Annotated in this window: 12 protein-coding genes; 7 read left to right on the top strand and 5 right to left on the bottom strand. The window is 65.2% G+C overall.

Annotated elements, in window-relative coordinates; genetic code table 11:
- Positions 1-331 precede the first annotated feature (331 nt).
- The 3 genes from P5705_RS22565 (at position 332) to P5705_RS22555 (ending at position 3,621) form a co-directional block, all read left to right on the top strand.
- Positions 332-1,402: an enoyl-CoA hydratase/isomerase family protein gene (locus tag P5705_RS22565; RefSeq protein ID WP_277463076.1), complete on the top strand. Its 1,071-nt coding sequence runs from the start codon at positions 332-334 to the stop codon at positions 1,400-1,402.
- A gap of 16 nt (positions 1,403-1,418) precedes the next feature.
- The gene (locus tag P5705_RS22560; protein ID WP_277463075.1) at positions 1,419-2,570 is read left to right on the top strand and encodes an acyl-CoA dehydrogenase family protein; all 1,152 of its coding nucleotides are present in this window, start codon (positions 1,419-1,421) and stop codon (positions 2,568-2,570) included.
- 160 nt (positions 2,571-2,730) lie between these two features.
- Entirely contained in the window at positions 2,731-3,621 is an 891-nt protein-coding gene (locus P5705_RS22555) for a universal stress protein (protein ID WP_277463074.1), read from the top strand.
- Positions 3,622-3,714: 93 nt separating this feature from the next.
- On the opposite strand, the gene P5705_RS22550 is transcribed toward P5705_RS22555, so the two are convergent.
- From P5705_RS22550 to ptrR, 4 genes are all read right to left on the bottom strand, one after another.
- Positions 3,715-4,236 carry an acyloxyacyl hydrolase gene (locus P5705_RS22550; protein WP_277463073.1) on the bottom strand — a complete coding sequence of 174 codons (522 nt, stop codon included), beginning with the start codon at positions 4,234-4,236 and terminating at the stop codon, positions 3,715-3,717.
- Between the two features lie 209 nt (positions 4,237-4,445).
- Positions 4,446-5,192, bottom strand: coding sequence for a phytanoyl-CoA dioxygenase family protein (locus P5705_RS22545; RefSeq protein ID WP_277463072.1), 747 nt, complete (start codon positions 5,190-5,192; stop codon positions 4,446-4,448).
- A gap of 80 nt (positions 5,193-5,272) precedes the next feature.
- Positions 5,273-5,716, bottom strand: coding sequence for a carboxypeptidase regulatory-like domain-containing protein (locus P5705_RS22540; protein WP_277463071.1), 444 nt, complete (start codon positions 5,714-5,716; stop codon positions 5,273-5,275).
- A gap of 113 nt (positions 5,717-5,829) precedes the next feature.
- On the bottom strand, positions 5,830-6,702 hold the full coding sequence (gene ptrR, locus P5705_RS22535) for a putrescine utilization regulator PtrR (RefSeq protein WP_277463090.1): 873 nt from the start codon (positions 6,700-6,702) through the stop codon (positions 5,830-5,832).
- Between the two features lie 105 nt (positions 6,703-6,807).
- Here ptrR and P5705_RS22530 point away from each other — a divergent pair, with 105 nt between their 5' ends.
- On the top strand, positions 6,808-8,193 hold the full coding sequence (locus tag P5705_RS22530; RefSeq protein WP_277463070.1) for an aldehyde dehydrogenase family protein: 1,386 nt from the start codon (positions 6,808-6,810) through the stop codon (positions 8,191-8,193).
- 133 nt (positions 8,194-8,326) lie between these two features.
- Here the strand turns inward: P5705_RS22530 and P5705_RS22525 are convergent, their stop codons facing one another.
- Positions 8,327-9,226 (bottom strand): helix-turn-helix domain-containing protein, encoded by a 900-nt coding sequence (locus P5705_RS22525; RefSeq protein ID WP_277463068.1) that lies wholly within the window; start codon positions 9,224-9,226, stop codon positions 8,327-8,329.
- Between the two features lie 150 nt (positions 9,227-9,376).
- Here P5705_RS22525 and P5705_RS22520 point away from each other — a divergent pair, with 150 nt between their 5' ends.
- The 3 genes from P5705_RS22520 (at position 9,377) to P5705_RS22510 (ending at position 13,279) form a co-directional block, all read left to right on the top strand.
- Complete coding sequence (locus P5705_RS22520; protein ID WP_277463067.1) at positions 9,377-10,735, top strand: glutamine synthetase family protein; 1,359 nt, start codon at positions 9,377-9,379, stop codon at positions 10,733-10,735.
- Between the two features lie 146 nt (positions 10,736-10,881).
- On the top strand, positions 10,882-11,970 hold the full coding sequence (locus P5705_RS22515) for a polyamine ABC transporter substrate-binding protein (RefSeq protein ID WP_277463066.1): 1,089 nt from the start codon (positions 10,882-10,884) through the stop codon (positions 11,968-11,970).
- Positions 11,971-11,983: 13 nt separating this feature from the next.
- Positions 11,984-13,279 (top strand): NAD(P)/FAD-dependent oxidoreductase, encoded by a 1,296-nt coding sequence (locus P5705_RS22510; RefSeq protein WP_277463065.1) that lies wholly within the window; start codon positions 11,984-11,986, stop codon positions 13,277-13,279.
- The last annotated feature ends 72 nt before the right edge of the window (positions 13,280-13,351 follow it).

The following is a 13,351-nucleotide window of genomic DNA, read 5'->3' as shown; positions in this document are numbered from 1 at the left end:
AGCGCCAGAAGGTGGACTGCTATCGCAGAACCTGTAGGAGCGGCCTTGTGCCGCGAAGGGGCCGCAGAGCGGCCCCGGCATTCTTCGCAACAGCATTGATATCCTGGGGCCGCTGCGCAGCCCTTTCGCGGCGCAAGGCCGCTCCTACAGGGGGACGTGGAATTGCTACAGTGACCGCGACAGGCCAGGAACGCGCGAAGCGATAAAAATGCAGGGTGACCCTGCAGATTTACCAATTGTGCAGGGCAAATTTGCATGACAGGATCCAGCGACCCGCCCGCGCATTCCAGGACTTCACTTGGAAAATCAATAACAAAGCAGGGAGACCGCGATGACCGCGCACGCTCAACCCTCGGCAACGGATCATGTACTGGCCGAGGTCCGCAATCACATCGGCCACCTCACGCTGAACCGCCCCGCCGGCCTCAACGCCCTGACCCTCGACATGGTCCGCAGCCTGCGCCAGCACCTCGACCGCTGGGCCCAGGACCCACACGTGCAGGCGGTGATGCTGCGCGGCGAGGGCCCCAAGGGCTTCTGCGCCGGCGGCGACATCCGCTCGCTGCACGACAGCTACAAGGCTGGCGACACCCTGCACCATGACTTCTTCGAAGAAGAATACGCCCTCGACCTGTGCCTCCACCGTTACCTCAAGCCGGTGCTGGTGCTGATGGACGGCTTCACCCTCGGCGGTGGCATGGGCCTGGCCCAGGGCTGCGACCTGCGCATCGTCACCGAGCGCAGCCGGCTGGGCATGCCCGAAGTGGGCATCGGTTACTTTCCGGATGTCGGCGGCAGCTACTTCCTCTCCCGCGTGCCGGGCGAACTGGGTATCTACCTCGGTGTCAGCGGCAGCCAGGTCAAAGCCGCCGATGCCCTCTACTGCGGCCTGGCGGACTGGTACCTGGACAGTGAAAAACTCACGGCCCTGGATGACGGGCTCGATCGCCTGACCTTCGGCGCCAACCCGCGCAAGGATCTGCAAGGCTTGCTGGCCAGCCTGGGTACCCAGTCGCTGGAAGAAGCGCCACTGGCGAAACTGCGCCCGGTGATCGATCACTTCTTCGCCCTGCCCGACCTGAACAGCATCCTCGAGCAACTGCGCGCCGTGGCCATCGGCGACAGCCGCCAATGGGCGCTGGCTACCGCCGACCTGCTGGAAACCCGCTCGCCGCTGGCCATGGCCGTGACCCTGCAACTGCTGCGCCGCGGCCGCCACCTGGCGCTGGAAGACTGCTTCGCCATGGAACTGCACATCGACCGCCAGTGGTTCGAATACGGCGATATCATCGAAGGCGTACGCGCCCTGATCATCGACAAGGACAAGCAGCCGCGCTGGAACCCGCCCACCCTGGCAGGCCTGACAGCCCAGCACGTCGACCAATTCTTCGAAGGCCTGTGAGCCCGGGAGTACACAGATGCAAGACCTTGAACTGAGCGAAGAGCAGATCATGATCCGCGACATGGCCCGGGACTTCGCCCGTGGCGAGATCGCGCCCCATGCCCAGGCCTGGGAGAAGGCCGGCTGGATCGACGACGAGGTGGTGCGCAAGATGGGCGAGCTGGGCTTGCTCGGCATGGTCGCGCCGGAGCAGTTCGGCGGCAGCTACACCGACTACGTGGCCTATGCCCTGGCGGTCGAGGAGATTTCCGCCGGTGACGGCGCCATCGGCGCGCTGATGAGCATCCACAACTCGGTGGGCTGCGGGCCGCTGCTGGCCTACGGCACGCCGGAGCAGCAACAGGCCTGGCTACCCAGGCTGGCCACTGGCGAGGTGATCGGTTGCTTCTGCCTGACCGAGCCCCAGGCCGGCTCCGAGGCGCACAACCTGCGTACCCGCGCCGAGCTGGTCGATGGCCAGTGGCTGATCAATGGCGCCAAGCAGTTCGTCAGCAATGCGCGCCGGGCCAAGCTGGCCATCGTGTTTGCCGTGACCGACCCGGATCTGGGCAAGAAAGGCCTGTCGGCGTTTCTCGTGCCCACCGACAACCCGGGCTTCAAGGTCGACCGCAGCGAGCACAAGATGGGGATTCGCGCCTCCGATACCTGCGCCGTGACGCTGGACAACTGCCGCATCCCGGCCGCCAACCTGCTTGGCGAGCGCGGCAAGGGCCTGGCCATCGCCCTGTCCAACCTCGAGGGCGGGCGCATCGGTATCGCCGCCCAGGCCCTGGGCATCGCCCGCGCAGCGTTCGAGGCGGCATTGGTCTATTCCCGTGACCGCATCCAGTTCGGCAAACCCATCAACGAACACCAGAGCATCGCCAACCTGCTGGCCGATATGCAGGTGCAGGTCAATGCCGCGCGGTTGTTGATCCTGCATGCCGCGCGCCTGCGCACGGCGGGCAAGCCGTGCCTGTCGGAGGCCTCGCAGGCCAAGCTGTTCGCTTCGGAGATGGCCGAGCGGGTGTGCTCCATGGCCATCCAGGTGCATGGGGGGTATGGGTACCTGGAAGACTACCCGGTGGAGAAATACTACCGGGATGCGCGAATCACCCAGATCTACGAAGGTTCCAGCGAAATCCAGCGCATGCTGATCGCGCGGGAGTTGAAACACTACCCGCTGTGAGCCGGTTCGCCGGCAAGGCTGGCTCCTACCTTGTTCGGTGGGGGCCTGCCTTGCCCGCCGCACCCGACTAGACTCAATGGACGACACCCTGGCCGCAACGCACGGCCAAGGCCAGACAGACCAGGCAAGAACGGGGGGCTGCCACACGTGGAGGTGTGCGATGAGCCAGTTCAAGCGGTTGTTCGTCATGCTCGGCCCGCAGATGCGCTACAGCCCTGCCCTGCAACGGGCCGCGGCGCTGGCCGAATCCAGCGGCGCGCTGCTGGATATCAATATCTTCGTCGACGATGTCGATACCTTCGGCCTGATGGGCGACAGCCGCGAGCGTGAACGCCTGCTCGACGACAACCGCCAGTGGCTGGCGGACGCGGCGGAGCAACTGCGCGACAGCGGGCTGGATGTCTCGACCGAATTGCTGCTGACCCGCGACCCACTGAGCAGTGTCATCGAGCAGATCGAACGCCTGGGCTGCGACCTGCTGGTCAAGGACGTGCAGCACGAACCGGTGCTCAAGCGCCTGCTGGTCACACCCCTGGACTGGCAACTGCTCAAGGACAGCCCGGTGGCCGTGCACCTGGTCAGCGATATCCGCCTGCCCCTGCCGCGCCAGGTCGCCGCCGCGGTCGACCTCAACAGCCATGGCGCCGGCGAACACCTGGACCAACAGGTGATCCACAGCGCCCATGCCCTGGCCCTGCAATGCAACGCCGAGCTGCACCTGCTGCACGTCTGCGACGCGGCCAGGACCCATATCGCCGACTTCGGTGCCGGCACGGTGACCATGCCCGGCTTCGACAGCAGCGTGCGCGTGGCCCAGCGGGCGGCCTTCAACCGCCTGGGGGATCATCATGAAATTGCATTGGAGCGCCGGCACTTTCTCGAAGGGCCTGCAATCAAGGCGATCGCCCATTACATCGCCCAGAGCCGGGTGGATGTGATCGTCATGGGCAATCACCGGCACGACGCGATGCAGACGTTCCTCGGAGGTACTACGGCGCATGTGCTCGAGCACCCGCTGTGCAACGTGCTGGCGATCAAGGCCACGCGCTGACGCAACCGCACCTCTGTAGGCGCCAGCCTTGCTGGCGAACCGCGGTGGCCCGGTTCGCCAGCGAGGCTGGCTCCTACAGGGTCAGGTGCGGGTTCAGAAGGCCTTGCTGTAGAACAGCGAGTACGACTCGATGCCGTCGTTCGGCTGCTTGAGGCCGGCGTTGGAGTAATGCATTGCGCGCAGACCGATCTTCTGGTCGGCCGGCAGTTTCAGGCCAAAGCCGATACGGTCTTCGAAGTTGACCGACGAGCCCAGGCGCTGGTCGCCCACATCGGTCTTGGAAAATGCCGCCAGGCCGATGCCGGCCTCGATGAATGGGGTGTAGGTGAAACCGCTGAACTCGTAGACGAACACAGGGCTCAGCGACAGCGAATGAGCACCGCTGGCATCCCCCCCTTCCCAGTAGGTGTACGCCGCGTCCCAGTAACCGGTCAGGTGGCCGGTGCTGCTTTCAAGCCACTGGGTGTCCCAGTCGAACGACAGGCCGATGCGGTAGGTCATGTCGCCCTGGCCAGTAGCCCCAACGGCACCGGAAACCTGCGCGGCCTGGGCCAGGCTGGCCCCGGCGAAAGCCAGCACGGCGGCGGCCAAGGAAGCGGCGAGACGGGTTTTCATCAATGACTTCTCCTGATGGTCTTCACATTCAGGCCTCTGTTTTCCTGGCCTGCGGAAAGCGGGAGCTTCAGCCCCTCGTTGTGCACGTGCGACCCGACGCACCCCACCGGGTCACAAGTGGTAATAATTTTTTGATTATTGTCTGAATAATCTCAAAGTTGAAGTGTTTTGCCACTATTGGAGAAGGACAGTCCGTCCCATTCGCCCGCTCAATCGTATTCCGACTCCACATGCTCGCCCAGCAACCTGCGTTGCCTTGGCGTGGCCGCCGCCAGCACTTGGGGATTGAACTGCCAGTCGAGATAGGGGGAGAACTTCTGCGCCACCATCCGCCGGCCATAGTGCACCTGGAGCATGTCGCGGATTTGCCCGTTGCTGCGGTTGGCGCCACCGGCGTGCCAGCAATCGCTGCGAAAGACCAGCGCGTCACCGGCTTTGCACAGGATGGGCACGGCGCCCTGCCCCTGCCAGCCGTCCTCGCCCTGCCTGGGCGGGCGGCCTGCATGATGGCTGCCGGGCACAACCAAGGTCGGCCCCAGCGGCTGGTCGATATCGCAGAGATAAAGTTGCGCGGTGAGTATGTGCATGGGCTGGGTAAACCTTTGCAGGCTGCTCAGCCACTCGGGCAGTTCCATGGGTAGATGATCCAGGTGCAGCCCCATGCCAGGGTAGCCTGGATGGCTGCGCCATGCCGTCTGGCCAATCACGTGACAGTCGGCGCCCAGCGCGGCTTCGGCAAGCTCGATCAACGGCGGCAGGTCGAGAAACGGCAACCACAACGGATCGCGGTTGAAGACACACTTGTAGTGTTCCAGCAGCCCCTGGTAGTCCCAGTGGAACGGTTGCAGATCGTCGATGGCACAGCGCAGCAGCGCGATGTGCAGCGGCGCCAGCACACCGGGAATCAAGGTGTACCCCTCCTCGCACAACCCCTGCAAACGCGACTCAGTACTCATGCCACCCCCCTGTAGGAGCCGGCTTGCCGGCGAACCAATCCCAAGCCGACCCCGAAGAGAACATTTGTACTCCTGTCTATTCAATGCCAGTTCAGGTCCACCCTGGCAGGCGTCTTGCCATCCACCGCCACCAGTTGCTGCAAGGTCTGGCCGTCAGCCGTGCCCGTCACCCGGTAGTGCCCCGGTGGCAATTGCACGAAGATCAACGGGCCGACATCCTGCAACGCCAGTACCGGTTGCCCCTGTGCCGACTGGATATCCACCGCCGCGCCGCTCTGGAACTGGCCATCGCGGCCGATGGAAAGGGTGATGTGCAAATCGTAGCCTTGAGTACGACGCAGGGCGTTGGCTTCATCCTGGCCGATGCCGCCCTGCAGGTAGCGGATGCCGTTCTGTTGCTGGGGTTGCAGCTGCACGCCCTGTGGGTCGATCGGGGCATTGAGGTCGGCGGCCGCCGCCAGGGTCCAGGGCATGGCCAGGGCCAGCATCAGTGCCGCGCACAGGCCGTAGTGATGGGTACGCATGGTGCATTCCTCCCTCTGGGGGGATGGTCTACACAATTTGGATGATTTCCAGGCGTCGTCGTTCGCAAATCGACGCGCCGTTAGTCTGTGCACCATCGCGGCTGAAGCCGCTCCTACAGGGGGGCGTCGCGGCGTTCCTCGAGCAGTTTGATGAACATGCTCAGGCTTCGCGACACGGTCCCCCGTCGCCACACCAGCCAGGTCTTGAGGTAGCGAAAGTCCTCCGCCATCGGCCAGGCGTTCACCGTGCTGCAACCCGGCATGTTGTCGAGCATGCTGCGCGGCAGCATGGCAAGCCCCGCGCCGGCACTGACGCAGGCGAGCATGCCGTGGTAGGACTCCATCTCGTGGATCTTGCCCGGCACGGCCTGGTCATGGACGAACCAGCTTTCGAAATGATGGCGGTACGAGCAGTTGGCACGGAAGGCATAGATGCTCGCGCCGTTGACGTCGCGGGCGCGGGTCACCGGGGCGTGGTTGAGCGGCGCGATGACCATCATCTCCTCCTCGAACACCGGCATGCCCTCAAGGGTCGGGTGCAACACCGGGCCATCGACAAAAGCTGCGACCAGCCGCCCGGACAGCACCCCTTCGAGCATGGTGCCCGAGGGCCCGGTGGACAGATCCAGGTCGACCTTGGGGTAGCGCTGGTTGTAGGCCGCCAGCAGCGCCGGAATGCGCACCGCCGCCGTGCTTTCCAGCGAACCCAGGGCGAAGGTGCCCTGCGGATCCTCGCCGGCCACCGTCAGCCGCGCCTCGTGCACCAGGTCGAGGATGCGCCGGGTGTATTCCAGGAAGTTCCACCCGGCCGGCGACAGGCGCAGCCGGCTCTTCTCGCGGATGAACAGCTCGACACCCAGGTCCTCTTCCAACTGCTTGATGCGGGTGGTCAGGTTCGACGGCACCCGGTGGATGTGCTGCGCGGCAGCGCTGATGCTGCCGTGCTCGGCCACGGCCTTGAACATCTCGAGTTGCACCAGGTCCACAGTCATTCTCCAAACGTGAATGTTTCGCTCAGTATTATTCAGTTTTCATTAAAGCGCGCCACCCCTAGTCTGGGCTCACCCCATCAAAACAATGAGCGTCCTGCCATGAGCGAGATCAGCAGCCTGACCCACGCCATCTCCGTCGACCCCTTCAGCGGCGAACAGATCGGCCATTACACCTTCGACACCGACGCCGCACTGGAAGCGGCGCTGCAACGCGCCAAGGTGGGCTACGGCCAGTGGCGCAAGGTGTCGCTGGGTCAGCGCAGCGAATACCTGCTCGCCCTGGCTCAGGCCCTGCAGGCCAATGCCGAAGCCTTCGCCCAGATGATCGCCCGCGAGATCGGCAAGCCGATCACCCAGGCCCGTGGTGAGGTCAGCAAGTGCGTCGGCCTGTGCCAGTGGTACGCCGAACACGGCCCGGCGATGCTCGCCCCCGAGCCGACCCAGATCGAGAAAGCCCGCATCGAGTACCGCCCGCTCGGCCCGATCCTCGCCGTGATGCCATGGAACTTCCCGATCTGGCAGGTGCTGCGTGGCGCCGTCCCGGCCCTGCTGGCCGGCAACACTTATGTGCTCAAGCATGCCCCCAACGTGATGGGCAGCGCCTACCTGCTGGCCGACCTGTTCAAGCGTGCCGGCCTGCCTGAGGGCGTGTTCGAGGTGCTCAACGTCACCCCCGAAGGCGTCACCCGCGCCATCAACGACCCGCGCATCGCCGCCATCACCCTGACCGGCAGCGTGCGCGCCGGCATGGCCATCGGCGCCCAGGCGGGTGCCGCGTTGAAGAAATGCGTGTTGGAGCTGGGCGGCTCCGACCCGTTCATCGTGCTGGCCGATGCCGACCTGGATGCCGCCGTGAGAGCGGCGGTGATCGGCCGCTACCAGAATACTGGCCAAGTCTGCGCCGCCGCCAAGCGCCTGATCGTCGAGGAAAGCATCGTCGAAGCCTTCACCGAGAAGTTCGTCGCAGCCACCCGTGCGCTGACCGTCGGCAACCCGCTGGAGGACGCCACCTACATCGGGCCGATGGCCCGCTATGACCTGCGTGACGAGCTCGACGGCCAGGTCCAGGCCACCCTGGCCGAAGGCGCCACCTTGCTACTGGGCGGGCACAAGCTCGAAGGCGTGGGCAACTTCTACGCTCCGACCGTGTTCGCCAACGTCACCCCTGAGATGACGGCGTTCAAGCAGGAGCTGTTCGGCCCGGTGGCGGCGATCATCAGCGCCCGTGACGCCGAGCATGCCGTGGAGCTGGCCAACGACAGCGAGTTCGGCCTGGCCGCGACGATCTACACCGCCGACTACGCCCTGGCCGAGCGCATGACCGAGGCGCTGGACACCGGTGGCGTGTTCATCAACGGCTATTGCGCCTCCGATCCCCGCGTGGCGTTCGGTGGCGTGAAGAAGAGCGGGTTCGGGCGTGAGCTGTCGCACTTTGGCGTGCGTGAGTTCACCAATGCCCAGACCGTGTGGCTGGATCGTAACTGATCGCGCTGCCGCGGCGGTTGGCACCGGCCTTGCCGGTGTTCGCCAGCAAGGCTGGCTCCTACAGGTGTGCGGTGCGCCCGCTGCCTGTAGGGCTCAACCATCCGGGCTGCAATTGCGTCGTGATCTGCCGTGGCTACTGCCCGCGCCCTCGCCTGAGGGTTTCACTCGGCAGTTCCCTGAACAACTGGCGGTAACTGTCGGAGAACCGCCCCAGGTGCCAGAACGACCAGCGCATGGCCACCTCGGCCACGGTCGCATCGCCTGACAGCAGGTCGCGCCGGGCGCCATTGAGCCGGCGCAGCCGCAACCACAGCGCCGGCGGCATGTCGGTAAAGCGCTTGAACGCTTGCTGCAACTGGCGCACCGACACATTGGCGACCTTGGCCAACGCCACCAGGTTGAGGGTTTCGTCGGGACAATCGGCAGCCCATTCACTGACCCGGCGCATGATCGCCCGCGCTTCGTCGCGCCGCCCCAGCGCATCACGCTGCAGATGCTGGCCGGCGTTGTCGAGGATGAACAGGCAGTCCTCCAGCAGCTGCTCGGCCAGCGCCCTGCCCTCCAGCGGGCAATCAGCCTGGCCAAGGCGGGTGAGCGTGGTGCTCAGCCAATTGCCGAACAGGGCGTTCTGCTGGCAAGTCAGCGGCACCATGAACAACCCACGCAGGCGCGCCACATCCAGGCCATGGCTGGCCAGGAACGGCTGCTCGAACACCACCGCCACCTCCTGGTAGTTCTCGGGGGTGATCCAGATGTTGCGGCTGTCTTCATTGAGCAGGTAGAGGCTGTTTTCGCTGCGGTCGAAACAGAACGCCAGCGCGCCGCTGGGGGCGCGGAAGAACTGTTCGACCCGCGTGTTGAGGCGTTCCTCGTACACCTCCACGCCCTCGAGCCCCAACCAGCGCAGCTGGCCATTGAAATGCCCCGGGGACATCTGCCGGTACTGCTGCTGCCAACCGGGGGTGGCGCGGGTCTGCTCGGTCACATCGGTGGTACGGAAGTCCTGGACTTGCAAGGCGTTTGGCGCTGTCACGCACTGTCCTATTGCACTCTTTTGGTGCATTCAACGGCGAAGAAAGTGGATAGATCGCCCTCGCGGGCTGCGCCCAAGATAGTCCCCAGCGTCACTCGTGGGAAGTGCCCACTGGCGAACGACGCACAACAACCCAACCAAGAGGTCTGTATGAACGCCCCCTTCGATCAGCTGTCCACCTGGCTGAAAGAACACCGGATCACCGAAGTCGAATGCGTGATCAGCGACCTGACCGGCATCGCCCGCGGCAAGATCGCCCCGACCGCCAAATTCCTCCACGAGCGCGGCATGCGCCTGCCCGAGAGCGTGCTGCTGCAGACCGTCACCGGCGACTACGTCGATGACGACATCTACTACAGCCTGCTGGATGCCGCCGACATCGACATGGTCTGCCGCCCCGACCCCACGGCGGTGTACCAGATCCCCTGGGCCATCGAACCGACCGCGATCGTCATCCACGACACCTTCGACAAGCAGGGCAACCCCATCGAGCTGTCGCCGCGCAACGTGTTGAAGAAGGTGCTCAAGCTGTATGCCGACAAGGGCTGGCAGCCGATCGTCGCGCCGGAGATGGAGTTCTACCTCACCCAGCGCTGCGAAGACCCGGACCTGCCGCTTCAGGTGCCGCTGGGCCGTTCCGGCCGTGCGGAGAGTGGCCGCCAGTCTTTCTCGATCGACGCCGCCAACGAATTCGACCCGCTGTTCGAGGACGTCTACGACTGGTGCGAGATCCAGGGCCTGGACCTGGACACGCTGATCCACGAGGACGGCCCGGCGCAGATGGAGATCAACTTCCGCCACGGCGACGCCCTCGACCTGGCCGACCAGATCACCGTGTTCAAGCGCACCCTGCGCGAGGCGGCGCTCAAGCACAACGTCACCGCCACCTTCATGGCCAAGCCGATCACCGACGAGCCCGGCAGCGCCATGCACCTGCACCAGAGCGTGGTCGACATCGCCACCGGCAAGCCGATCTTCGCCAACGACGACGGCAGCATGAGCGAGCTGTTCCTGCATCACATCGGCGGCCTGCAGAAGTTCATCCCCAAGCTGCTGCCGATGTTCGCGCCCAACGTCAACTCGTTCCGCCGCTTCCTGCCCGACACCTCGGCGCCGGTGAATGTCGAGTGGGGTGAGGAAAACCGCACCGCCGGCCTGCGCGTGCCGACCTCCAGCCCCGAGGCGATGCGCGTGGAGAACCGCCTGCCGGGCGCCGACGCCAACCCGTACCTGGCGATCGCCGCAAGCCTGCTGTGCGGCTACATCGGCATGGTCGAGAAGATCGAGCCGAGCGCGCCGGTGCAGGGCCGTGCCTATGAACGGCGCAACCTGCGCCTGCCGATCACCATCGAGGACGCGCTGCAGCACATGGAGGATTGCGAGGTGGTGCGCGAATACCTGGGGCAGCAGTTCGTCCAGGGTTACGTCGCGGTCAAGCGCGCCGAGCACGAGAACTTCAAGCGGGTGATCAGCTCCTGGGAACGGGAGTTCCTGTTGCTGAGCGTGTGATTTGCAACGCCCCCTGTAGGAGCGGCTTCAGCCGCGATCACCCGCGAAGCGGGTGCCCGGCACCGCGGCTGAAGCCTACAACGAACGCCGCAACACCGCTCCATCGTTAATACCACGACCAAGAACAAGACCAACGAGGTGTCGACATGCGTCATCCGCAAGCCCTGATCCCCGCAACCTTCGCCCTGCTGTTCGGTGCCGCCGCGCACGCCCAGCCGACGGTGAGCGTGTACAACTGGACCGACTACATCGGTGACACCACCCTGGCCGACTTCCAGGCCAGCAGCGGGATCAAGGTGGTCTATGACGTGTTCGACTCCAACGAGACCCTCGAAGGCAAGCTGCTGGCCGGGCGCACCGGCTACGACGTGGTGGTGCCTTCGAACCACTTCCTCGCCCGCCAGGCCCAGGCCGGCGCGTTCCTGGCGCTGGACCGCGGCAAGCTGCCGAACTGGCAGCACCTGGACCCGAAACTGCTCAAGCAGCTGGAGCAGAACGACCCGGGCAACCAGTACGCCGTGCCGTACCTGTGGGGCACCAATGGCATCGGTTACAACGTCGACAAGGTCAAGGCGGTGCTGGGCATCGACAAGATCGACTCCTGGGCCGTGCTGTTCGAGCCCGAGAACCTCAAGAAGCTCAAGCAATGCGGCGTGGCGTTCATGGACTCGCCCGACGAACTGTACCCGGCCATGCTCAACTACCTGGGCATGAACCCGCGCAGCGAAAAGGCCGACGACTACAGGAAAGCCGAGGCCCGCTTCCTCGAACTGCGCCCCTACATCACCTACTTCCACTCCTCCAAGTACGTCTCCGACCTGGCCAATGGCGACGTCTGCATCGCCTTCGGCTACTCCGGCGACGTGCTGCAGGCCGCGCACCGCGCCGAAGAGGCCGGCAATGGCGTCAAGGTTGCCTACAGCATCCCCAAGGAAGGCAGCAACCTGTGGTTCGACCTGCTGGCCATCCCCAAGGACGCCAAGAACCCTGAAGAAGCCCTGGCCTTCATCAACTACCTGCTCGACCCCAAGGTGATCGCCAAGGTCAGCAAGGCCGTCGGCTATGCCAACGCCAACCCGGATGCCCAGGCCGACATGGACCCGGCACTGGTGAACAACCCCGAGATCTACCCGCCCCAGGAGGTGCTGGACAAGCTGTACGTCTCGACCATGCAAAGCCCCGGGATCCTGCGGCAGATGACCCGCTCCTGGAGCAAGATCAAGTCCAACCGCTGAGCCGAGCACACCCATGCCACACATGACTGAACACACCGCTTCCTACTACGCCGCCAGCGCACGCCAGGGTGCGCCCTACCCGGTGCTCGACCAGGACCTGCAAGCTGATGTCTGCGTGATCGGCGGCGGCCTGACCGGCGTCAACGCCGCCCTGGAGCTGGCCGAGCGCGGCCTGTCGGTGATATTGCTGGAAGCCCGGCGCATCGGTTGGGGCGCCAGCGGGCGAAACGGCGGCCAGCTGATTCGCGGGATCGGCCACGACGTGTCGGGTTTTGCCCGGCATGTCGGCCAGGATGGCGTGCGCTACCTGAAGCAGGCGGGTATCGACTCGGTGGCGCTGGTGGCCCGGCGCATCGAGCAGTACGGCATCGCGTGCGACCTGCGCTGGGGCTTCTGCGAACTGGCCAATACCCCGGCGCAGTTCGCCGCCTTCGAAGAGGAACAGCGCGACCTGGCGGAACTGGGCTACCGCCATCAGACACGCCTGGTCGAACCCGGGCGGATGCATGAGATCGTCGCCAGTGACCTGTACGCCGGCGGCCTGGTGGACATGGGTTCCGGGCACTTGCACCCGCTCGACCTGGTCCAGGGTGAAGCCCGTGCGGCCCATGGCCTGGGCGTGCGGATCTTCGAGCAAAGCCCGGTGCTGCGCATCGAGCACGGCAGCACCGTGACCCTGCACACCGCACGGGGCAAGGTCCGCGCCCGCAGCCTGGTGCTGGGTTGCAACGCCCATCTGGACGAGCTGGAACCGCGCCTGAACGGCAAGGTGCTGCCCGCGGGCAGCTACGTGGTGGCCACCGAGCGGTTGCCAGAGCCGCTCGCCCGCAGCCTGATCCCACAGAACATGGCGCTGTGCGACCAGAAGGTCGGCCTGGACTATTACCGCCTGACCGCCGACAACCGCCTGCTGTTCGGTGGCGCCTGCCACTACTCCGGGCGCGACCCGAAGGACATCGGCGCCTACATGCGGCCCAAGGTGCTCAAGGTGTTCCCGCAACTGGCCGACGTGCGCCTGGACTACCAGTGGGGCGGCATGATCGGCATCACCGCCAACCGCTTCCCCCAGGTGGGCCGCCTGGGCCAGCACCCCAACGTCTACTATGCCCAGGGCTACTCCGGGCATGGCCTGAACGTCACCCACTGGACTGCGAAGTTGCTGGCCGAAGTCATCGCCACCGAGCACAGCCAGGGTTTCGATGTATTCAGCGCCGTGCCACACCTGACCTTCCCCGGCGGCAAGGCACTGCGCTCGCCGCTGCTGGCGCTGGGGATGCTGTGGTATCGGCTGCGCGAGGCGTTAGGCTGAAGCATGCACGAACCCTGTAGGAGCCAGCTTTGCTGGCGAACAGCCCCAACGCCAGTCTCAAGGCCGGCGTGC

The organism is Pseudomonas entomophila (assembly GCF_029478665.1).
GTDB classification, from domain to species: Bacteria; Pseudomonadota; Gammaproteobacteria; order Pseudomonadales; family Pseudomonadaceae; genus Aquipseudomonas; species Aquipseudomonas entomophila_F.
This window is presented reverse-complemented; position numbering and strand designations above follow the sequence as displayed.

Coding starts and splice junctions, on each gene's coding strand:
- P5705_RS22540 (WP_277463071.1), bottom strand. CDS start 5,716: ATGCGTACCCATCACTACGGCCTGTGCGCGGCACTGATGCTGGCCCTG.
- P5705_RS22550 (WP_277463073.1), bottom strand. CDS start 4,236: ATGAAAACCCGTCTCGCCGCTTCCTTGGCCGCCGCCGTGCTGGCTTTC.
- P5705_RS22565 (WP_277463076.1), top strand. CDS start 332: ATGACCGCGCACGCTCAACCCTCGGCAACGGATCATGTACTGGCCGAG.
- P5705_RS22515 (WP_277463066.1), top strand. CDS start 10,882: ATGCGTCATCCGCAAGCCCTGATCCCCGCAACCTTCGCCCTGCTGTTC.
- P5705_RS22555 (WP_277463074.1), top strand. CDS start 2,731: ATGAGCCAGTTCAAGCGGTTGTTCGTCATGCTCGGCCCGCAGATGCGC.
- P5705_RS22520 (WP_277463067.1), top strand. CDS start 9,377: ATGAACGCCCCCTTCGATCAGCTGTCCACCTGGCTGAAAGAACACCGG.
- P5705_RS22560 (WP_277463075.1), top strand. CDS start 1,419: ATGCAAGACCTTGAACTGAGCGAAGAGCAGATCATGATCCGCGACATG.
- P5705_RS22510 (WP_277463065.1), top strand. CDS start 11,984: ATGCCACACATGACTGAACACACCGCTTCCTACTACGCCGCCAGCGCA.
- P5705_RS22545 (WP_277463072.1), bottom strand. CDS start 5,192: ATGAGTACTGAGTCGCGTTTGCAGGGGTTGTGCGAGGAGGGGTACACC.
- P5705_RS22530 (WP_277463070.1), top strand. CDS start 6,808: ATGAGCGAGATCAGCAGCCTGACCCACGCCATCTCCGTCGACCCCTTC.